At 57.7% G+C, this 18,670-nt stretch carries 24 protein-coding genes; 9 read left to right on the top strand and 15 right to left on the bottom strand.

Annotated elements, in window-relative coordinates:
• Positions 1-10: 10 nt before the first annotated feature.
• From Q1A06_RS10605 to Q1A06_RS10570, 8 genes are all read left to right on the top strand, one after another.
• Positions 11-436 (top strand): hypothetical protein, encoded by a 426-nt coding sequence (locus Q1A06_RS10605; RefSeq protein ID WP_299562790.1) that lies wholly within the window; start codon positions 11-13, stop codon positions 434-436.
• Entirely contained in the window at positions 433-1,110 is a 678-nt protein-coding gene (locus Q1A06_RS10600; protein WP_299562787.1) for a hypothetical protein, read from the top strand. Before Q1A06_RS10605 ends, Q1A06_RS10600 begins: the two co-directional genes overlap by 4 nt.
• Before the next feature lie 66 nt (positions 1,111-1,176).
• A complete protein-coding gene (motA, locus tag Q1A06_RS10595) occupies positions 1,177-2,046 on the top strand; it encodes a flagellar motor stator protein MotA (protein ID WP_299562784.1) in 870 nt (289 codons plus the stop codon).
• Complete coding sequence (locus Q1A06_RS10590; RefSeq protein WP_299562781.1) at positions 2,043-4,331, top strand: hypothetical protein; 2,289 nt, start codon at positions 2,043-2,045, stop codon at positions 4,329-4,331. Before motA ends, Q1A06_RS10590 begins: the two co-directional genes overlap by 4 nt.
• A gap of 556 nt (positions 4,332-4,887) precedes the next feature.
• Positions 4,888-6,966, top strand: coding sequence for a flagellar biosynthesis protein FlhA (gene flhA / locus Q1A06_RS10585; RefSeq protein ID WP_299562778.1), 2,079 nt, complete (start codon positions 4,888-4,890; stop codon positions 6,964-6,966).
• Positions 6,963-7,736: a flagellar biosynthetic protein FliR gene (locus Q1A06_RS10580; protein WP_299562775.1), complete on the top strand. Its 774-nt coding sequence runs from the start codon at positions 6,963-6,965 to the stop codon at positions 7,734-7,736. Before flhA ends, Q1A06_RS10580 begins: the two co-directional genes overlap by 4 nt.
• Entirely contained in the window at positions 7,733-8,818 is a 1,086-nt protein-coding gene (locus tag Q1A06_RS10575; RefSeq protein WP_299562773.1) for a flagellar type III secretion system protein FlhB, read from the top strand. The genes Q1A06_RS10580 and Q1A06_RS10575 overlap by 4 nt, the downstream gene beginning before the upstream one ends.
• Complete coding sequence (locus Q1A06_RS10570) at positions 8,815-9,222, top strand: hypothetical protein (RefSeq protein ID WP_299562770.1); 408 nt, start codon at positions 8,815-8,817, stop codon at positions 9,220-9,222. Before Q1A06_RS10575 ends, Q1A06_RS10570 begins: the two co-directional genes overlap by 4 nt.
• A gap of 5 nt (positions 9,223-9,227) precedes the next feature.
• Here the strand turns inward: Q1A06_RS10570 and Q1A06_RS10565 are convergent, their stop codons facing one another.
• The 9 genes from Q1A06_RS10565 to Q1A06_RS10525 are packed head-to-tail and all read right to left on the bottom strand — an operon-like array spanning position 9,228 to position 13,858.
• Positions 9,228-9,788, bottom strand: a complete 561-nt coding sequence (locus tag Q1A06_RS10565; protein ID WP_299562767.1) for a flagellar basal body-associated FliL family protein — start codon at positions 9,786-9,788, stop codon at positions 9,228-9,230.
• 12 nt (positions 9,789-9,800) lie between these two features.
• The gene (flgH, locus tag Q1A06_RS10560; RefSeq protein WP_299562764.1) at positions 9,801-10,535 is read right to left on the bottom strand and encodes a flagellar basal body L-ring protein FlgH; all 735 of its coding nucleotides are present in this window, start codon (positions 10,533-10,535) and stop codon (positions 9,801-9,803) included.
• Between the two features lie 3 nt (positions 10,536-10,538).
• On the bottom strand, positions 10,539-10,958 hold the full coding sequence (gene flgA, locus Q1A06_RS10555) for a flagellar basal body P-ring formation chaperone FlgA (RefSeq protein WP_299562761.1): 420 nt from the start codon (positions 10,956-10,958) through the stop codon (positions 10,539-10,541).
• Positions 10,958-11,743, bottom strand: a complete 786-nt coding sequence (gene flgG / locus Q1A06_RS10550) for a flagellar basal-body rod protein FlgG (RefSeq protein ID WP_299562758.1) — start codon at positions 11,741-11,743, stop codon at positions 10,958-10,960. Before flgG ends, flgA begins: the two co-directional genes overlap by 1 nt.
• 22 nt (positions 11,744-11,765) lie before the next feature.
• On the bottom strand, positions 11,766-12,482 hold the full coding sequence (locus tag Q1A06_RS10545) for a flagellar hook-basal body complex protein (protein ID WP_299562755.1): 717 nt from the start codon (positions 12,480-12,482) through the stop codon (positions 11,766-11,768).
• 2 nt (positions 12,483-12,484) lie between these two features.
• On the bottom strand, positions 12,485-12,754 hold the full coding sequence (locus Q1A06_RS10540; RefSeq protein ID WP_299562752.1) for a flagellar biosynthetic protein FliQ: 270 nt from the start codon (positions 12,752-12,754) through the stop codon (positions 12,485-12,487).
• Positions 12,754-13,044, bottom strand: a complete 291-nt coding sequence (fliE, locus tag Q1A06_RS10535) for a flagellar hook-basal body complex protein FliE (RefSeq protein ID WP_299562749.1) — start codon at positions 13,042-13,044, stop codon at positions 12,754-12,756. Before fliE ends, Q1A06_RS10540 begins: the two co-directional genes overlap by 1 nt.
• 28 nt (positions 13,045-13,072) lie before the next feature.
• Positions 13,073-13,465 (bottom strand): flagellar basal body rod protein FlgC, encoded by a 393-nt coding sequence (gene flgC, locus Q1A06_RS10530; protein ID WP_299562746.1) that lies wholly within the window; start codon positions 13,463-13,465, stop codon positions 13,073-13,075.
• A 9-nt stretch (positions 13,466-13,474) separates the two neighbouring features.
• Positions 13,475-13,858: a FlgB family protein gene (locus Q1A06_RS10525; RefSeq protein ID WP_299562743.1), complete on the bottom strand. Its 384-nt coding sequence runs from the start codon at positions 13,856-13,858 to the stop codon at positions 13,475-13,477.
• Positions 13,859-13,939: 81 nt separating this feature from the next.
• Between Q1A06_RS10525 and Q1A06_RS10520 the strand changes: the two genes are divergently transcribed.
• Positions 13,940-15,277: a FliI/YscN family ATPase gene (locus tag Q1A06_RS10520; RefSeq protein WP_299562740.1), complete on the top strand. Its 1,338-nt coding sequence runs from the start codon at positions 13,940-13,942 to the stop codon at positions 15,275-15,277.
• Here the strand turns inward: Q1A06_RS10520 and Q1A06_RS10515 are convergent.
• The 6 genes from Q1A06_RS10515 to Q1A06_RS10490 form a co-directional block, all read right to left on the bottom strand.
• Positions 15,274-16,062: a DUF1217 domain-containing protein gene (locus Q1A06_RS10515; protein WP_299562737.1), complete on the bottom strand. Its 789-nt coding sequence runs from the start codon at positions 16,060-16,062 to the stop codon at positions 15,274-15,276. The genes Q1A06_RS10520 and Q1A06_RS10515 overlap by 4 nt on opposite strands.
• Positions 16,062-16,466: a flagellar biosynthesis repressor FlbT gene (gene flbT / locus Q1A06_RS10510; protein WP_299562734.1), complete on the bottom strand. Its 405-nt coding sequence runs from the start codon at positions 16,464-16,466 to the stop codon at positions 16,062-16,064. The genes Q1A06_RS10515 and flbT overlap by 1 nt, the downstream gene beginning before the upstream one ends.
• A 15-nt stretch (positions 16,467-16,481) precedes the next feature.
• A complete protein-coding gene (gene flaF, locus Q1A06_RS10505; RefSeq protein ID WP_299562731.1) occupies positions 16,482-16,835 on the bottom strand; it encodes a flagellar biosynthesis regulator FlaF in 354 nt (117 codons plus the stop codon).
• Positions 16,836-16,909: 74 nt separating this feature from the next.
• On the bottom strand, positions 16,910-17,752 hold the full coding sequence (locus Q1A06_RS10500) for a flagellin (RefSeq protein WP_299562729.1): 843 nt from the start codon (positions 17,750-17,752) through the stop codon (positions 16,910-16,912).
• Between the two features lie 228 nt (positions 17,753-17,980).
• Positions 17,981-18,334: a flagellar biosynthesis protein FlgN gene (locus tag Q1A06_RS10495; RefSeq protein WP_299562726.1), complete on the bottom strand. Its 354-nt coding sequence runs from the start codon at positions 18,332-18,334 to the stop codon at positions 17,981-17,983.
• Complete coding sequence (locus tag Q1A06_RS10490) at positions 18,327-18,542, bottom strand: rod-binding protein (RefSeq protein WP_299563302.1); 216 nt, start codon at positions 18,540-18,542, stop codon at positions 18,327-18,329. Before Q1A06_RS10490 ends, Q1A06_RS10495 begins: the two co-directional genes overlap by 8 nt.
• Between the last annotated feature and the right edge of the window lie 128 nt (positions 18,543-18,670).

The following is an 18,670-nucleotide window of genomic DNA, read 5'->3' as shown; positions in this document are numbered from 1 at the left end:
GAGCGATATCATGGATCTTATCGCAGACATACTATTGGTGGCCGGCGCGATCGGAGCGGGCATATACTGTTTCGTACTGGGCCGCCGCCTGAACCGGTTCAACGATCTGGAAAAGGGTGTCGGTGGCGCGGTCGCCGTGTTGTCAGCGCAGGTCGACGATCTGACGCGTACCTTGAATGCTGCTCGCCAGACGGCGACTGTTTCGGCTGAAACGCTGACAGATCTGACGCGACGCGCGGAAGATATATCGCGCCGCCTGGAGCTTCAAATGGCGTCCCTTCACGACATTCCACAACAAGGAACCTTGGCCCAAGAGCGCGATGTGGAAGCCAAGGCACCCTCTCCGCCAAAGGCCGCGCCCAAATCCGGACCGACCGCGCCCATGTTCGCGCGGCGGAACCACTCTTTCGATACAGCCTCAGGAGAATCCGTATGAGCCGCCGAAAGCAATCGCGTTCGATCCAATCCGCCGGACGCGGCTCAGTTCTGGTTATTACCATGCTTTTGCTCAGCTCGGCAGGTCTGCGTGTCGTCACCGGAGCAGGCAGCGCCTTGGCCGAAGGAAACCAGCTGCCGAACAAACAGATGCCAGCAACTGCACAAGGTGCGCATGCACCTACAACCGCAGAGAAAACTCCAGATCATGACGATCCCCTTGGCCAGCCGGAGAATCGAAAATCTTCGTTCGCAGGCGTAAACCGAACGGAGATGGGAAATCTGATCACCGCCCTCACTGAGCGCGAAGCCCAGGTTCTTGAGCGCGAGAAGCAGCTGGAAATGCGAATGCGTGCCCTGTCTGTCGCAGACGCCGAAATCGAAAAGCGGCTCGCGTCGCTATCACAGACCGAAAGCGCCCTGCGTGCGACACTTTCTCTTGCGGATGAGGCCTCTGAAAAGGACATCATGAGACTGGTCTCGGTCTACGAGAATATGAAACCAAAGGGTGCGGCGGCGCTATTCGAAGAAATGGAGCCGGGTTTCGCTGCCGGATTCCTGGGCCGAATGCGCCCGGACACAGCAGCCGAAGTGCTGGCCGGCATGTCGCCTCAGACAGCTTACTCGATCAGCGTTATCTTGGCGGGTCGCAATGCAAACGTTCCTAAAACCTGATGCCGTGCTGAGGCTTCTTTAACTAACGCCTGCGACAGTAGCGCAATTATACAACCGGGGACTGACATGATCGGCATTATCGGCATCATCACTATCTTCGCCATGGTTTTTGGCGGCTATCTGGCAGCTGGCGGGAAGATGGGAATCATTCTGAAATCCCTTCCCTTCGAGATGATGATGATCGGAGGTGCTGCGACAGGAGCGTTCCTGATCAGCAATGATATGTCCGCGATCAAACACACGATCAAGGACATTGGTAAGGTCTTCAAGGGGCCTAAATGGAAGCATGAAGACTACCGGGATCTTTTGTGCCTGTTGTTCGAACTGATCCGCCTTGCGCGGCAGAATCCCGTCGCCATCGAAGAGCATATCGAAGCCCCCGAAGACTCGAGCATATTTTCCAAGTACCCGAAAATTCTGGAAGACAAGGAAGCGGTTGCGCTGATCTGTGACACATTGCGATCCGCGTCTATGAACTATGATGATCCGCATCAGGTCGAAGAGGTGCTTGAAAAGCGCATGGATGCAAATATGGAGCATGCCTTGCATTCCAGCCGCGCTTTGCAAACGATGGCCGACGGGCTTCCCGCCCTGGGAATCGTTGCTGCGGTACTTGGCGTCATCAAAACAATGGCTTCGATTGATCAACCGCCCGAAGTTCTCGGCAAGCTCATCGGGGGCGCGTTGGTTGGTACCTTTTTGGGCGTCTTTCTTGCCTACGGTCTGGTAGGCCCGTTCGCCGCTAAGGTCGCAGACGTAACAAAGGATGAATCGCATTTTTATCAACTGATCCGCGAGGTACTGGTCGCGAATTTGCACAATCATGCCACCAACATCTGTATTGAAGTGGGCCGCCAGAATACGCCTTCGCATTGCCGCCCGAGCTATGGCGATCTGGAAGAAGCGCTCAAAGCTCTGAAGCAGAGCGCAGCATGAGCCGTCTTGGACTACTTCTTGCCGCTTTTCTCGCCCTTTCGACCGGCGCAGCGGCGCAGGAACGATCGGTCCGTTCCGGAAATCACCCCAATTTTGCGCGCTTCACTTTACCTCTGGGCGCGCAAGAGACGTGGACCGCCACGCGCACCGATGACGGGGTAGTTATTGCAATTACAGATCATACGGGCGGATACGACGTCTCGGACGTATTCACGCGCGTTCCAAAAGATCGTGTAAATCAGATCGATGCGGGCCGCGATATGCTTACCTTTGTTCTGGCCTGCAATTGCGGTGCCACGGCATTTCGTAGCGGTGCTCTTTTGGTCATCGACGTAGTGGATCCTGGTTTTCCCCTCAAAGGGCCGTCGATCCGACGCGGTGCACCCGCGCCCCCCCCCCTCGCGCGCTCGGCGCCGTGGCAACCTGGCGGGTCGGTACTGCCGTGGCTCGGAAGGAGGCCCCCGCAAACTGGCGATGGCTACAGAACCGGCCAACTCAGTGCGGGCCAGGAGGCGGGGGACACAAGTTCGGACGAGGATGCAGTGGTGCAGCAGATGCAGGAAACCCTGGCCGCAGAGTTCGCGGCAGCCGCAAGCATGGGGCTGCTCAACAGCAGCTACGAAGCACCGTATACGATAAAGTCTCTTCCTAGAGACACCGCGCAGGCAAACCCGGTTGAACGCGCACCGCTTCCCGATGCTCTTGCAGTGCCAAAAAACAACATGCGGATCACCAGCAGTATCGACAAACCCTTCGGACCGCACACCAACGGCACCTTCGCAACCAGTACCGGCGTCGCCTGTCCTGCGGACGGCTTTGCATCGGTGGGAGAGTGGGGCGATGAAAGTGGCTTTGCCGTTCAGATCGGCCCCGCCCGAAACGCGTTGGTAGACGTACGGGATCGCATTGATCCAGCAGCAGTGGTCAATCTGGCAAAGCTCTATATGTACTTTGGCTTCGGTGCAGAAGCTCTCGATGTTCTGCTTCTCGAGCCTTCGTTAATCGAAAAGCATGCTCATCTGGGTGCCATAGCGACTATATTGGAACGGGGTGCGATCAGCGGCGCAAACCCCCTTGAACCGTATACAGACTGCGGTTCTGACGTTGCTCTTTGGGCCAGTCTGAGCTTTGAAGATATTCCGGGCAAGGCGATAATTGATGTAAAAGCAACCCTGCGCGCCCTCAACAAACTTCCCCGTCATCTCCGTCAAATCGTCGCCCCGGAGCTCAGTGAACGGTTGCTGCAGTACGAAGAACCGCAGGCGGCTGCAGCGGCCTTGCGCAGTGTAGAACGGCTGCCCGATCAAATGACGCCTGACGGTATAATGGTCCAAGCGGCATTGGCCATAAAGACCGGCACACCGGCAGATGACAAACTCGAAAAAGTTATCGATGGGAATACTGAAGAATCTCCCGCCGCCTTGATTGCTCTGGTCGAGACGAAGGTAGCCCGCGACAAACCGATCTCCTATGAGACCACAACATTGGTCGAAGCTTACGCACAAGAGCTGCGCGGTACCGATATGGGAAACCGGTTATTGCAAACGCAGATAATAGCATTGAGCCAGGCTGCTCAGTTTGACGAAGCTTTCGACGCTCTCGGCATTTTGGCACCTGCAATATCGACGCAGCAATCCCGGAATCTACATCGAACTGTTGTCGAACAACTTACTAAGAATGCGAACGATATGGTCTTTCTGGATCATTTCTTCCGTCAGGATACCGAAGTCGTTGCCTCTCTCGGCACAAGCCTGAAACTGGCGGTTGCTGAACGGTTGATGGATCTGGGTTTTGTGACGGAGGTTCAGGGCCTGCTGGACACCGTACCCGACCGCCCCCTACATCGCGCACGGCAGCTGACCTCCGCGCGCGCGGCGATTGCACTGCGGCAGCCTTATAGGGCGCAGGCAGCCTTGGTTGGCCTTGATGATCCGGAAGCATCAAGGCTCTTGGCGCAGGCGAAAGAGATGGCAGGTTCTTACGCCGAGGCCGCTCAGATCTTCACCGATCTTGACGCGCCGGAGCGGGCGGCGGAAGCTGCTTGGCTGTCCGAAGACTGGCCAGGCCCGATCCGTCCCGGCAGCCCCGCATTCGGAGCAATTGCTGCCCGCGTCGGTGCAGACATAGGCGATCTAAGTCCGGCCGAAGGCCCCCTGGGGCGGGCAGATTCGGCATTAAAGGAAAGCCGCGCGCTCCGCGAGGCGCTGAAAGACCTGCTTACGGCACCGGCATTGCAGATAACCGAGGACCCTGATGCAATTTCGGATGTTGGTGACGGAATTTAAACGACCTGCCTCTAGCCTGACCAAGATCCGCAGAACGCGGAGCGAATGAGGTGTAGAATGGTATCGAGGCTGTGGATGCAGAATGGTTGGTATTCCATCATTCTTTTGGTTGCCCAAGCAAAGCCGGCGGCGTTACCAGACGCCGCAGCCCATTTTTGTCACGCCAGAAACCGCGTCATACCGATGCAGAATGCGAGCGTTCTGCCGCGCAATCGACCTTGCTTTGCTGGAACGACAGGACATTTTTCAGCGCGCTTTCAGCGTCGGAACTGGGCCCCTCTCACGGATTTACAATGGCAAACATTTCTTACAGCGAGAACGCTTTCAATCCTGTTCAATGCGATGATTTATTTTAATCACTGCTTACGAAACGCGAGATACTTCGCCTGGCTATCCGCATTGGACACTTTTTCGTCCCGATCGGGCGGCTCGCGGCACCGGACAGGAGCATTATTATGTCAGGTTCGTATGGCAACGCGCAATAGATTACGACCTGCTTCGTGGTCGTTCGAAGTCTACCGTTCCACCGCCACCTGCAAACAAAGCGGGAATTGAAATGAACCTCAGCATTCGTGCACTTTATCAACCGACAATCCTTCTTGCGGTGGCATTGATGGCGATCATCGTCATGATGATCTTACCGATGCCTGCATGGATTCTCGACACAGGCCTTGCCGCGTCTTTTGCGCTGGCCATTCTGATCTTTACGGTCACTTTGTTCATAGAGCGGCCACTTGATTTTTCCGCGTTCCCGACAGTCCTGCTTGCCTCGCTGATGCTTCGCCTGTCGCTGAACGTGTCATCGACCAAGCTCATCATTGGTCAGGGTCATACCGGCACCGGTGCCGCTGGTGACGTTATCGAAGGCTTTGCGCAGTTCGTTATGGGCGGATCGGTCTTCCTTGGTCTCGTTGTATTCTGCGTTCTCCTGATTGTCAATTTCATGGTCATCAACAAGGGTGCAACCCGCATGGCCGAAGTTGGTGCGCGTTTTGCGCTTGATGGCATGCCCGGCAAGCAGATGGCGATCGACAGCGATATGTCAGCCGGTGCGATTACTCATGAAGAAGCGCGCGAGCGACGCGCGCGCGAACAACAGGAAACGACGTTCTTCGGATCCCTCGACGGCGCTTCCAAATTTGTAAAAGGCGACGCGATCGCCGGCTTGTTGATCACTCTGCTAAATCTGGTCGCAGGCCTTATAATGGGGACCCTAGTTCACGGTATGCCTCTTGGCTCCGCCTTCGAGACCTATGCGATCCTGACAGTAGGAGACGGGCTTGTGTCGCAAATCCCGGCGGTCATCATCTCGATTGCCTCCGCGCTGCTGCTGGCCCGGGGTGGGGCACAGGGATCCACTGACCTTGCTGTTTTCGCGCAGCTGGGCAGACATCCCGCCGCGATTGGTACGGTTTCCGCTTTGATGGTCCTCTTTGCGCTGGTGCCGGGCATGCCGTTCCTGCCGTTTATCACCGGCGGTCTGTTGCTTGGATATCTGGCCTATCGTATCCACCGCAAAGCACAACGCACACCAGCCGGCGTTACAAACGACGACGCCGTTGAGCCGCCGCGAGAAAAACCTATCGGTGACGTACTCGAACTCGATGATATCCACATCGAATTCGCGCCCGATCTGGTCGGGATGGTGCTGGACCCCGGTACCGGGTTGGACGCGCGCATTGTCAATATGCGGACCCACGTGGCAAGTGTCTTCGGAGTGATCCTGCCGGAAATCAGACTCACCGACAATTCAGGCCTCTCGCCGGGCACTTACCTTTTACGCATACAAGGCGTGGAACAGGCCCGCGCCGAACTGAATGCGCATCAGATCCTTGCACTGGCCCCCCCAGATGCAAGCGTATTACCCGCCGGAGTTGATACGGTCGAACCGGTCTACGGCGCACCTGCCAGATGGATCCTGGCCCGCGATCAGGAGGAAGCCTCGCTTGCAGGTATCACGCTTGTAACTCCTGCCGAGGTGCTGGCAACACATCTGCTGGAAGTGGTCAAACGCAACTTCTCCCGACTGCTTACCTTGAAATCCCTGCGTCGCCTGCTCGAAGAGATGGTGAACGTTTCGTCGCCAGCGCGTGCAGAGGCGAACCGGAAACTACTGGATGAGTTGATCCCGGATAAGGTCCCAGTGGATGTTCTGCATACCGTACTGCGCCTGCTTCTGGACGAACAGGTCTCGATCCGCAATCTTCCATTGATCCTTGAAGCCACAGCCGAAGCGCGTGGCCAAAATGCGCAGGCAGAAGCAATCTGCGAACTGGTGCGCCAGCGACTGGGGTTCCAGCTGGTCGCCGAAATGCGCCGGCCCGACGGCACACTGCCCCTTGTTCAGCTTGCGCCCGAATGGGAAGAGACGTTCACCGCTTATCAGGTCGACGCCGATCGCGGCCTCGACATTGCATTGCCGCCCGACCTTTTCAATCAGCTGGCAAGCGGAGTTTCCGAGAAAATCAACGATGCCAACCAGAATGGTATCTATCCCGCCGTGGTGACGAACACGCGGCGGCGGCGGTTCGTCCACACAGTCATGCGCGCCAAGGGGGTCAATTCGCCCGTTTTGTCGTTCGAAGAAATCGGTTTGGACGCGCGGCCGTCTCTTGTCGGGGTCGTGCCCGCGTGACGCAGGCTCTCGCAGAGCTTCTGGAGCTGTCGAATGCGATGCTCTGGCAGGCCTTTGCGGTATTCTTACGAGTCGCCGCGCTTGCAAGCCTCCTGCCGGCTTTCGGTGAACAGACAGTCCCCGCGCGCATCAAGCTCGGCATCGCGTTTGCTTTCACGATGATCATCGCGCCCGCTGTAGAAGCGCCCGCGCAATCGGTGGGGATCGATGCGATCATGTGGCTATCCCTAACGGAAATCGCCGCCGGGTTACTGTTAGGGATCGGGTTACGCCTGTTTGTTCTTGCGCTACAAACAGCGGGTTCCATCGCCGCACAATCGACATCCCTTGCGCAAATCCTCGGCGGGGCGGTGGCGGAACCCGTTCCTGCAATGGGCCAAATTCTCGTTATGGCGGGACTCGCGTTAGCCGTGATGTCAGGCTTGCACGTCAAGGTGGCCGAAATGATCATCCTGTCCTATCAGATGCTGCCAATGGGCACGTTGCCACAGGGTACAGACGTCTCCGAATGGGGGGTGGACCAGATTCGCCGTGCATTTTCTCTGGCGTTTACGCTCGCGGCTCCATTCGTCATTCTTTCGGTCCTCTACAACATCGCGATCGGTGTAATCAACAAAGCGATGCCACAGCTGATGGTTGCATTTGTCGGTGCGCCGGTGATCACGGCGGGTGGTTTGATCCTGTTGTGCCTCGCATCACCCCTATTGCTGACCACTTGGATCGACGCACTTGATGGGTTCATCGCCAATCCACTGGAACCTGTACCATGAGCGGCACCGACGACGAGAGCGACAAGACGTTCGATGCCACGCCGCAAAAGCTTCTTGAGGCGCGAAAGAAAGGCGACATTGCAAAATCCACAGATCTGCTGACTGCCGCTGCCTATCTCGGCCTTCTTGTGGCTTTGCTCACGGCAGGTACCCACGGGTTAAACCAGATGGGGACCGCGCTGATGGTAATGATCGATCAATCATCAGACCTTGCACCGCTGATCCTCAGTGGTGCAGCGGGTTCTCCGGTTGCCGACCTAATGCGGACAATCGGATGGAGCCTGGCGCCGATTTTCGCCTTGCCTGCCCTCGGCGTCATTTTCGCGCTTGTGGCGCAACGTGGTCTGGTGTTCGCCCCCAGCAAACTTGAACCGAAACTCAACCGTATTTCGGTCATTGCAAACGCGAAGAACAAGTTCGGTCGAACGGGTCTATTCGAATTTGCAAAGAGCTTTGCTAAACTGCTGATTTTTTCTGCCTGCCTCGCAGCTTTCATTCGAAGTTGGCTACCGCAAATGATCGGAGTTTTGCAAACCAATCCACAGACCAGTATTCAGCTGCTGACGAAGATCTGCATCTCGTTCCTCATGGTTGCCGTGATCGTGTCCGGAATGATCGGCGGCATCGATGCAATTTGGCAGCATTTTGATCACCTGCGAAAAAACAGGATGTCGCGCAAGGAGATCACCGACGAGAACAAGGATAGCGAAGGGGACCCGCACCTCAAGCAAGAGCGTCGCCAGCGGGCCGTGGCCGCGTCGCAAAACAAGATGATGCAGGATGTGCCGAGCGCAGACGTCATTATCGTGAATCCGACACATTATGCCGTCGCCCTCAAGTGGAGCCGCCTTCCGGGTGAAGCGCCCGTTTGCGTTGCCAAGGGTGTCGACGAGATCGCGGGCACGATCCGACGCCTCGCGGCGGAGTCAAAAGTCCCGATCCATTCCGATCCACCGACCGCCCGCGCCTTGTTTGCTGCCATCGAGATCGGCCAACAGATCCGCCAGGAAGATTTCGCGCCTGTCGCAGCCGCGATCAGGTTCGCCGAAGACATGCGCAAGCGCGCGAAAGGCTTTCGATGAAGACCCTGGATCAGTACCGGCAAATGGCGCAAGTTGTTGAAGTTCAATATCGCCAGCAGCAGAAGAGCTTTCAGCGGCTGGTCGCGGAGGAAGGCCGACTGCGTGGTGCGCTGTGGCAACTGGACGAGCACGTCCGGAAAAGCCGTACGTCGGAAGACGCGAGCCTGCGCGCAATCGGCGCCGATGTGGTTTGGCAGGGGTGGGCGGGCCGAAAAAAGCAGGAATTGAACATGCAGCTCGCCCAAGTGCTCGCGATCAAGGAACATCACATCGCACAGGTCAGACGGGCCTACGGCAAAGTTCTTGCCGTGCAGGAGCTTTGCACACAGGAAAGAGCGGCGCGCAAACAGAGAACGGCGCAAACCCTGTTGGATCGCGCCGTCACTTCATATCTTTATCGGTGATAATCTCAGTAATCCTGTCGAGCAATCTCCACGATCAGAATATCACGCGCGACATCCCTACCCAGATCCTTCTCCGCCACTTCGCGCAAGGCGGTGCGTAACCGCCCTAGTACCTCAGCACTGGTGAAGGCGCCGTCGAACCCCCCCATATTCGCGTGATCGAACAGAACTTGCAGGAAACTGTCTCGCAGCTTGGGTTCACGGCGGAACACGATGTCGCTCATGCCGCTCGGCACTTCGATGCTCAGCGCCAGAACGACCATCGCCGCAACCCTGTCATCCGCGACGATCGGAACAACGAACTGATTGTTCATCTTAACGTATTCGCTTTGGGCACCTTCACTGGCGGCGGTCTTGGTATCGCTGTGCTCCGGCTTCACGGCCTTTGCATCCGCCTCGTCAGCGGCCCCAAGTTCGATGTCTTCTTGTTTCAAAGCCTGTTCCGGGGCACCACCATCTATTGCGTCGTCGGAGTCGGACACTGCGGGCCGCAGGAACACACCGGCACCGACGCCGGCACCGGTGCCGACCAGCAAAAGAACGAGCGGAAAGATCTTCTTGAGCATTGCGGTATTCCCCTAAAACGGCAGCACAGCGTCAAGGACCTGCTGGCCGAGGCGCGGTTGCTGTACATCGCTGATCTGACCACGCCCGCCATATGACACGCGAGCCGACGCAATCTTGTCATAAGTAATCTCGTTCTGGCGGGAGATGTCCGCAGGGCGGACATAGCCAGTTACCAAAAGCTCGCGCAGCTCGAAATTAACGCGTAGCTCCTGCGTGCCGGAAATTGCCAGAACGCCATTCGGTAAAACATCGACGACCGTCGCAGCAACCCGCAGTTCGAGCTTTTCCTTCCGCTTCACCGATCCATCACCGGACGAATTACTTTGCGAATCTATACCGACAAGCTCGGCCGCAGACGCCCCTTCGGGCAGGCGCTGATCCAACCGCTGCGGTAGGCCGGCAAGACCGGCAATACCCAGCGTTTCAGATCCGGACCGGCTGCGGTCGGAGGAGTTCGAAATCTCGGCCTTCTCGTCGATTTCGATCACAACTGTCATGATGTCGCCCCGCACCATTGCCCGCCGATCACCCAACAGGGACGCGCGCGCAGGAGACCAAAGCGAGGCACCGTCCGAGACGCGTTCCTCGATGATGCTTATCGGCAGGCCTGGATCAACCATCGCGCGTACTTCGGGCGCGTTCTGCGTTGGCGTAAAACTTGGCGGATTACCGATGTGATCGGCCCGTGCGCAGGCGAACGTCAGTCCAAGGACCGCAAAAGACGCGCATTTCAAAGCGATGTTCATAATTCAGTTTCCTACGTCGATTGTGCCGTCTGTAAGTATCCGGCCAAACAGCGTGGCCCGTGATCCCAGGTTCATAATTCGGATCCGATCTCCGATCGCGCCGCGTTCCAACGCCCGCCCTTCGGTGCTGATGGTGATCCCGTTCGCGTGGTAGCGCAGCAAAACAAGCTGGTTTCGGTCGACCACCGCAGGGGGGCCGATGTCGCCCAAAAGGATGGGCCGTCCCGCATAAAGCGCTACGCGCGCCTCTTGCCCTATGACGTCCGACAGACGCGCGTAACCGTTCGACAGATCCGCGTTCGCAAAGGTGACATCCATTTCGGTGATCAGCTGGTTGGGCCGGATCGTCCGCGCGGACACGACGGTTTCGGCGAGAACCGGACAAGCCAGCAGGGACGCGGTCACTATGGCTACAATTCTCATCAGCGCACCTGCGTCGTTGCGCCCATCATCTGATCTACGGCAGAGATGACCTTGGCATTCATTTCATATCCGCGCTGCGCTTCGATCAGTTCGGTGATTTCGCGCACCGCATCCACGGAGCTGTCTTCAAGATAACCTTGGCGCAGGGTGCCCAAGCCGTCCTGCCCCGGGGTAGAAACGAGGGCGGGCCCGGAGGCTTCGGTTTCGACGAACAAGTTGCTCCCGATGGCCTCCAGCCCTTTCGAATTCGTGAAACCCGTCAAAGTGAACTGCCCCAAGAGCTGGCCCGCAGCGGCTTCGTCGAAGTAGGCATAGACCTCTCCATCGGCGTTGATCGAGATGGAGCGCGCGTCATCGGGGATCACGACTTCCGGCGCGACTGGAAAGCCATCGGACGTCACGATCAGCCCTTCACCGGTGCGTTTCAATCCACCATCGCGGGTGTAACCGGTCTGCCCACTGGGCAAGGTCACTTCAAGGTATCCAAGCCCGTCGATGGCCACGTCAAGATCCCCTTGCGTCGCCGACAGCGAGCCTTGCTGCATGTGCAGACTGACCGCGGCGGGACGCACGCCGAGACCCAATTGAACACCGGTCGGTAGCACCGTCCCGTCAGAGGCGTTTACCGACCCGGCCCGCGCCATCTGTTGGTAGTGCAAATCCGCGAATTCAGCGCGGCGGGCGTTATAGCCTGTCGTGCTCATGTTCGCGAGGTTGTTGGAAATCGTCTCTACCCGCATTTGCTGGGCGCTCATTCCGGTCGCGGCGATTTTCAGGGCGCGCATGTGTGGCCTCCTTTTGGTTCGTTCATGTTTCAGTAAGGGTTTTGACAGCCGCGCGGATACGCTCGTCCTCGCTTTGCAAAAAGCTCTGCCCCATTTCATAGGCGCGCTGCACATCGATCATCCGCGCCATTTCCAACAGCGGATTTACGTTCGAGCTTTCGACAAAGCCCTGAAGCACACGGGCGCTTTCGGCAGGTTCGTCGCCCGCGTCCGCACGAAACATCACGCCGTCTTCACGGATCATTTCAAGCGGAGCGATTGGTTTGACCACCGCCATCTGGCCAATGGGCGCACCGTCCGCGCTGACCGTGCCGTCTGCGGAAACGGCGATCGCTTCGCCGCCGGTCGGCACAAAGACAGGCGCGCGGCCCGCGTCCAGTACCGGGTAGCCGTCCGGTGTAACAAGTTGCCCTTCCGCGCTTGGTGTGAAAGCACCGGCCCGGGTCAGCCGATCCCCAAGAGGGGTCTGCACGACAAAGTACCCGTCACCTTCGATTGCGAAGTCAAACGTGCCCCTTGTTTGGGTCAGACCGCCCTGTTCAAGGGACGTCTTGCCGATATTGCCTTGTCCCATGGAAAGGGACGGACCCTGGTCGACGGATTTGACGTATTCCGAGAAAACGACACCCTCTGCTCGAAATCCTGTGGTCGCCATATTTGCGATGTTGTTTGCGACAACCTGCATTTCACGCTGCAGGCCGGATTGACGCGACAATGTGATGTATCCGGTGCTGTCCATGGTTAACCTCCGATGATGAGCAGTATGATCCGGTCCTGGAAGAACGCGACGAGCGTATTGGTCATGAACCCCATCGATATCCAGAACACGATGACGATGGCGCCCAGTTTGGGCACGAAAGTAAGGGTCATTTCCTGCACGGAGGTCAGCGCCTGGATCAGTCCGATCGCCACGCCCGTCACAAGTGCGACAACGAGGATCGGAAGCGAAATGACGAACGCGATCCAGAGACCCTGCCGCAACGTGTCGAAAAACAACACCTCGTCGGTCATCAGACTGGCATCCGCAGAATTTCCTGATAAGCCTCGACCACACGGTTACGCACGCTCACCGCCGTCTCGACGGCCAGCTCGGTCTGCGCCAACGCTTCGACCAACGCGTGCGGGTCGGCCTTGCCCATCATCGTCGCCTGTGCGGTTTGCTCGGAATGCGCAAGCGTCGCCGCGAAATCCATCGCAGCGCCTCTGAGCAAAGCGCCCGCGCCGTCGGTGCCCTCTGCCGGGGTGGTTGCCGGTTTGGCAGAGGTGTAATTCTGGATCGCGGAAAGTGAATTCAATTCCATTCTGGAACTCCTTTTTGATTCATTTGGTTTAGCGGCGCAGCAACTGCATCAGGCTGCTCGACATCTTGCGCGCCTGATCGAACATCTTGAGGTTCGCCTCGTACGAACGCTGCGCCTCGCGGGCGTCTGCCAGTTCGAGCATCAGGTTTACGTTGGACCCCTCGTAATGGCCGGTTTCGTCCGCGAGCGGGTGCGATGGATCAAAGATCGCCTCCAGCTCGGTCTGATCGAGACGCACGTGGCTGACGTTCACGTTCGCAACAGCATCGGCCGCACCGAAAGCGGTTTCAAACGACACCGTCTTGCGGCGGTAACCGGGGGTATCCGCGTTCGAGATATTCTCTGACAGATGTCTGAGGCGTTGCGCCTGCGCTGACATACCGCTTGACGAGACAGACCGTGCGCTGGAAAAATCACTCATGTTGTTATCCTATTTGCCGATTGTCGCGCGCAGCACGTCGAGCGCGGATTTATAGATCGTAAGGGCGCGGTCATGGTGGCTTTTGACCTCTGCCGATTTGAGAAGCTCGGTTTCAAGGGAGATGCCATTACCATTGGGGCTGTCGCCGCCGCGCATCTCCCGGGACGCCATCCCTGTCCCCTGAATCGCGCCGTTCAGGTGCTGCGCGCGTGTCGCACGCTGCACGCCTGCGGTGTCGGCGCTTGCATAAAGAGATGCGAATGGGGGCATCTCGCTGCCCTTGAATCCGGGCGTGTCCGCATTGGCCACATTTTGCGAGATAAGCGCCTGGCGTTGTCCCGCGTGGCGGGCCATGGCGGATGACATCCTGAAGACATCTAGATTTTCGAACATCGGGATTCTCCCTGCTGCGATTTCAATGAAGGCTTAAGGGTGATTCCTTTAGAAACAGTGAGCAGCAACAAAAGGACGACCATGACAGATGTTTCCCCCTTCGCCGGTCTGCGCGCCCATATCGCAGCGCAACAGCCGGTGCGCCCGGTCGGACGTGTGATCCGCGCAGATGCCGGCGTGCTGCACATCAGCGGTCTGGCCGATGCCGCATCTATCGGTTCGGAACTCAAGGTGTACCGCAAGCGCGGAGCCACCCTGCGGGGCGAGGTTGTGCAGATCACCGGTGATACCCTTGTGATGCTGTGCGAAGAGCCGCCTGACGGCATCGCGCTGAACGATCGCGCGGTGCATCTGTCTCCGGCAGAGATCGCGCCTACTGACGCCTGGCTTGGACGGATGATCGATCCGTCGGGCGCACCGATAGACGGCAAACCGCTCCTGCGCGGTGCCATTGCGCGCCCCTTGCAAACATCCCCACCCAAAGCCGCCGAACGGCGCAGTTTTGGGACACGGCTCGGCACGGGCCTTGCCGTAACCAACACGATGCTGCCTTTGGTACAGGGGCAACGTGTCGGTCTGTTCGCGGGATCGGGCGTCGGGAAGTCGACGATGCTTGGTCAATTATCACGCTATGTCACAGCCGATGTTGTTGTCATCGCAATGGTGGGCGAGCGCGGGCGAGAGCTGCGACATTTCGTCGAGGATGTGCTTGGCAATGAAGGTCTGGCGCGCACTGTCGTGGTTGCGGCGACGTCTGACCAATCCCCGCTGCTGCGCCGTCGATGTGCGTGGACAGCCATGGCTGTCGCCGAGCACTTTCGAGATGCTGGAAAATCCGTTCTGTTTCTTGCGGATTCAATCACACGTTTTGCCGAGGCACACCGCGAAGTCGCAGTTGCGGCGGGCGAAGCCCCGGTATTACGAGGGTTTCCTCCTTCGACCGCACATATGATCACAGCCCTGTGCGAACGCGCGGGGCCGGGCAGCGGCCCGCAAGGTGACATCACTGCGCTGTTCAGTGTCCTCGTCGCCGGGTCTGATATGGACGAGCCGATTGCCGACATTCTTCGCGGCGTGCTTGACGGGCATATCGTACTGGACCGGAGCATCGCCGAGCGGGGGCGCTTTCCGGCGGTGGACGTCCTGCGGTCCGTCTCGCGCAGTCTGCCCGCAGCGGCAAGCACGCGTGAGAATGCCCTATTGGCGCAAACCCGCAAGATGCTTGGTCTTTACGATACGAATGCAATGATGATCCGCGCAGGGTTATACGCTCACGGCAGCGATCCGGACATCGACAGGGCGATCCAGCTCTTTCCGGAGATTGAGGCGTTTTTGGCGAAAGTTGAGCCGGATGATCCGCAGCGCAGCTTCAGTCAGCTTGAGCTGATCCTGCGGCGCGCCGGGCTCGGCGTGCCCTAACCGCGCAAAAGAGTTAGCGCAATTGCATTGGAAGAGTAGTTCATACTGAATGAATTAATCTGCTCGCGCACGATGTACTTTGTAATCAGATCCTGAACCTTTTGAGGGTCGGAAAACTGATTGACGTCTTCGCTGCCGAACACTTGCTTCGCCCGTTTCTTGAACACAGTCAATTGCTGGTCGATGTCGATCTGGCCAAAGGCCGACGGCAGGTTCAAAGCCGTCTCGAAAAGTTTGCGCAATGGTGGCTCGCCCATGATGGTATACCACTTTGCATTGTTGGAGTTGTCTTCCGCAGCGAGCGGCCCCAAGGCCCGCTCGGCGTAAAGAGCAAAACGCATACTTTCGTTTTGCTGTCCGGTTGCGACCTCGAAAGAAATCGACTCAAAACGGTCAATGATCGCTTCTACGAACGTCCGGTCGCCAACCTTTAGGTATTCATCAGGGCCAAAACCAAACGCGTCAGACAGTTCCGCGTACCGCTTGTCAGTGAACCGGTTTGCCAGCGCATCTTCATTGGTTGTGCCTTCTTCAAGAATTTTCCGAATGAAATAGCGGTTGTTGATGTCCGATTCCAAACCGAAAGCGCCCAGCGCCACCGTTAACAGGCGGCGATCCGCTACGAACTGCTCGGGCGTCTCGATATCACCGATGTTCTCTCGGAAATAATCCGTGTCACGCTGCAGTTGGGCACTTTCGGTAAAAACTTTGAACTGGCTGTCATAGGTTTCCTGTAGAAACCGCCAGCCACCCAAACCGCCGAAAGGAACGACCGGCTGAAACATCAGCTTGGCCGCACGGCCATCAACCGTTCCTCCCGGGGCAGAAGGTTGCGCAGTGCTTTCAGCGTACGGTAATGCTGCCGTTCGATCACAGCCTGGCTAGCCTCTGCCAGCATCGTGCGGCTATCCGGATCCGTGAAGACCTGGCTCAGCTCCTCGACCTGCCGTAACAACGGCATATGTGCTGATTCCGCGTCGCGGTCCCCTGAAAGAACCATTTGAACGGCAAATAACGCGCGCCGTACCGGCGTGTTGGCGTCTTCGGGATGGATTGCATCGCGCAATCGCAGGATATTGGCATCGGGCGTCATGATGGATAGCCGGCTTCGGCGATCCCCGTTTTCGATGACCGCCCCATTGATCAAGACCCGTTCCTTGGGCCCGAGTTTCAGAACAAGTCCACTCATTTCAGGCATTCCTTCTTATTTCAGGCCACGTAGGATGGCTGTGTTTACCTCGACGAGTGGCATCGCAGACGCCTCGCGGCGGAGTGCTTTGCGAGTGTGTTCATCAGTGAACCTGGCCAGATACATCAGACGCGCGCGCAGTTCATCGGGCAGCAGATTGTCTGGATCGGCAACACTTTGTCCGAGTTTGCGCCAAAGCGTCCGGTTCTCGTGCATTGCCTGAATTGTTCTGTTGAAATCCTTCGCTTCGAGCGCGGATTTGAGCCTGTACGTTATGCGCGCGATGACGTCGTACTCCATCTTGCGCCCTGATTTCAGGGTACCTGACGTTGGTGCGTATCCACGCTGTGCAAGTATTGAGGCGTTCACTGGTGTCCCTACTCGTTATTGGTTGTTTCAGGGGGCGCGCGGACGCGCCCCCAATTCTTGATTGGACAGCCGGATTACCGGAACAGAGACAAGATCGTCTGTGGCGCCTGGTTGGCGATCGACAGTGCCTGAACACCCAGCTGCTGCTGCGTCTGGAGTGCCTGGAGTTTCGCGGATGCGGCCTCCATGTCCGTATCGACAAGTGCGCCGATACCGGATGTCAGCGAGTCGGACAGCTTTGATACGAACTCGGACTGGTCTTCGAGCCGTTTGGCCGAAGTACCCAGACTCGCAGCACCGGCAACCGCAGCGTTCAGCATGGTTGTCAACTCACCGTAGGTCGTTGCGGCGTCGGCCGTGTCCGCTGTGCCGGTCAGAGTGATATCCGTAACCGAAGCCTCGAGGTCCGCCGTGCCCACGTCGATTTGGACAGCGGTGGCAGTGCCGGAACCCACGCGGTTGATGGAGCCGACCACTGCCAAGCCGGTCGCGCCGTTGCCATCGGTGTCTGTCGCCAGCAAGTTCACGCCGTTGAATTGCGAGCCTGCGACGATCGAATCAAGCTGCTCTTTCTTCGCGGCCATTTCCGCATCGATTTGGGTAAAGTTCGCGCCTTCCGACTGAGCCGAAATCGCCAGCTGTTGCATATCCTTGATCGTTTCAACGATCAGTTCGGCACCTGCACTTGCAACAGCAACCGCGGATTGACCGACGGACAGACTGTCCGAGACCGCGTCGAGACCGGAGACATCGGATTCCATCGTTTTGGAGATCGCCCAGACCGAAGCGTTATCCTTCGCTGTCGCGACCTCTTTGCCTGTGGAGATCGCATTTTGCGTATCCGTCAGATTGGAGTTGATTGATTTCAGAGTTTGCAGCGCAACCATTGCGCCATTGTTTGTAAGAATGCTCGACATGAGGCACGTTCCTTTTTCGCTTCGACGCTTTGCGCCGTATGGTTCCCGCTTGATCGCGGAACAAAAGGTTTCTTCTGAAACAAACAGTCATCTGGCCATTCAGATCCTGTGCCATCCGGGTTCGGATGCATCGCCTTTCTGACCCTTTTCCTCTTAACGAACCCCTAAACCGGGACCGCACTGTGCCATGCATTTTATTCAACTCACGCTGGCTGTCGTCGATCGCGATCAGGCCCGCTTTTCCAACGTGCCGTGTTTTGACGTTTCGACCGTCTGGCGGCGGCCTTGTGCATCGTAGGTATCAAGCGCCGATCTTACCTGCCTGAGCGCAGCAAGACGCGCGGCGACTGCACGGATTCCATCCAGCGCCCCGTCCAGCAACAATTGGTTGCGCTGCAATTTCCGCTCGATAGGTGCCACTGCATCACGGCTCAACAGGCTTTCATTCAGCAGATCTTCAATGATGGCTTCTTTCTGCGGCAGCAGTTTCCCCAATCCCTCAAGATTCCCTTCGAGCAGTAGTGCCCGCTCCTGCTCCAGCAGCTGATCCAATGTGTCGAGTTTGATGACTTGGTCAGTCATTTGAACGCTCCTTCAATGCGTCGAACAATGTTTGCGCCAGCCCTATGCCACCGCCTTTCACGATATGCAGCGCCTGTTCCTGAATGAGAAAAGAGCTGAACTGGTCTTCGCCCGCACCGCCGCCGAAGCTTTCGCTGGTCTTGCCAAGGCCGGCGCTTTGCAACATCTCGGCCAGGAACGACGCTTCGAGCTTTAGCGCCACGTCCATCAGCGGAGGATCTGGGGAAACTGCAGGAACCGGCGATGCCAAAAGGGGGGGGATCATGGGTAAACTCCTAAAATATGCGCGATTTTTGGGAGCATTGCCTGAAAGCGGTAAACAACCGGTAAGGAAGA

The sequence above is a fragment of the uncultured Sulfitobacter sp. genome, assembly GCF_947497275.1.
In the GTDB taxonomy this organism is placed as follows: domain Bacteria; phylum Pseudomonadota; class Alphaproteobacteria; order Rhodobacterales; family Rhodobacteraceae; genus Sulfitobacter.
The sequence above is the reverse complement of the archived record's forward strand: the minus strand, read 5'-3'. Positions and strand labels throughout refer to the sequence as shown.

Bases quoted from the DNA above. Each gene is read 5' to 3' on its own strand.
- Q1A06_RS10605 (WP_299562790.1), top strand. From the start codon at position 11: ATGGATCTTATCGCAGACATACTATTGGTGGCCGGCGCGATCGGAGCG.
- Q1A06_RS10600 (WP_299562787.1), top strand. From the start codon at position 433: ATGAGCCGCCGAAAGCAATCGCGTTCGATCCAATCCGCCGGACGCGGC.
- motA (WP_299562784.1), top strand. From the start codon at position 1,177: ATGATCGGCATTATCGGCATCATCACTATCTTCGCCATGGTTTTTGGC.
- Q1A06_RS10590 (WP_299562781.1), top strand. From the start codon at position 2,043: ATGAGCCGTCTTGGACTACTTCTTGCCGCTTTTCTCGCCCTTTCGACC.
- flhA (WP_299562778.1), top strand. From the start codon at position 4,888: ATGAACCTCAGCATTCGTGCACTTTATCAACCGACAATCCTTCTTGCG.
- Q1A06_RS10575 (WP_299562773.1), top strand. From the start codon at position 7,733: ATGAGCGGCACCGACGACGAGAGCGACAAGACGTTCGATGCCACGCCG.
- Q1A06_RS10570 (WP_299562770.1), top strand. From the start codon at position 8,815: ATGAAGACCCTGGATCAGTACCGGCAAATGGCGCAAGTTGTTGAAGTT.
- Q1A06_RS10565 (WP_299562767.1), bottom strand. From the start codon at position 9,788: ATGCTCAAGAAGATCTTTCCGCTCGTTCTTTTGCTGGTCGGCACCGGT.
- flgH (WP_299562764.1), bottom strand. From the start codon at position 10,535: ATGAACATCGCTTTGAAATGCGCGTCTTTTGCGGTCCTTGGACTGACG.
- flgA (WP_299562761.1), bottom strand. From the start codon at position 10,958: ATGAGAATTGTAGCCATAGTGACCGCGTCCCTGCTGGCTTGTCCGGTT.
- flgG (WP_299562758.1), bottom strand. From the start codon at position 11,743: ATGCGCGCCCTGAAAATCGCCGCGACCGGAATGAGCGCCCAGCAAATG.
- Q1A06_RS10545 (WP_299562755.1), bottom strand. From the start codon at position 12,482: ATGGACAGCACCGGATACATCACATTGTCGCGTCAATCCGGCCTGCAG.
- Q1A06_RS10540 (WP_299562752.1), bottom strand. From the start codon at position 12,754: ATGACCGACGAGGTGTTGTTTTTCGACACGTTGCGGCAGGGTCTCTGG.
- fliE (WP_299562749.1), bottom strand. From the start codon at position 13,044: ATGGAATTGAATTCACTTTCCGCGATCCAGAATTACACCTCTGCCAAA.
- flgC (WP_299562746.1), bottom strand. From the start codon at position 13,465: ATGAGTGATTTTTCCAGCGCACGGTCTGTCTCGTCAAGCGGTATGTCA.
- Q1A06_RS10525 (WP_299562743.1), bottom strand. From the start codon at position 13,858: ATGTTCGAAAATCTAGATGTCTTCAGGATGTCATCCGCCATGGCCCGC.
- Q1A06_RS10520 (WP_299562740.1), top strand. From the start codon at position 13,940: ATGACAGATGTTTCCCCCTTCGCCGGTCTGCGCGCCCATATCGCAGCG.
- Q1A06_RS10515 (WP_299562737.1), bottom strand. From the start codon at position 16,062: ATGTTTCAGCCGGTCGTTCCTTTCGGCGGTTTGGGTGGCTGGCGGTTT.
- flbT (WP_299562734.1), bottom strand. From the start codon at position 16,466: ATGAGTGGACTTGTTCTGAAACTCGGGCCCAAGGAACGGGTCTTGATC.
- Q1A06_RS10500 (WP_299562729.1), bottom strand. From the start codon at position 17,752: ATGTCGAGCATTCTTACAAACAATGGCGCAATGGTTGCGCTGCAAACT.
- Q1A06_RS10495 (WP_299562726.1), bottom strand. From the start codon at position 18,334: ATGACTGACCAAGTCATCAAACTCGACACATTGGATCAGCTGCTGGAG.
- Q1A06_RS10490 (WP_299563302.1), bottom strand. From the start codon at position 18,542: ATGGACGTGGCGCTAAAGCTCGAAGCGTCGTTCCTGGCCGAGATGTTG.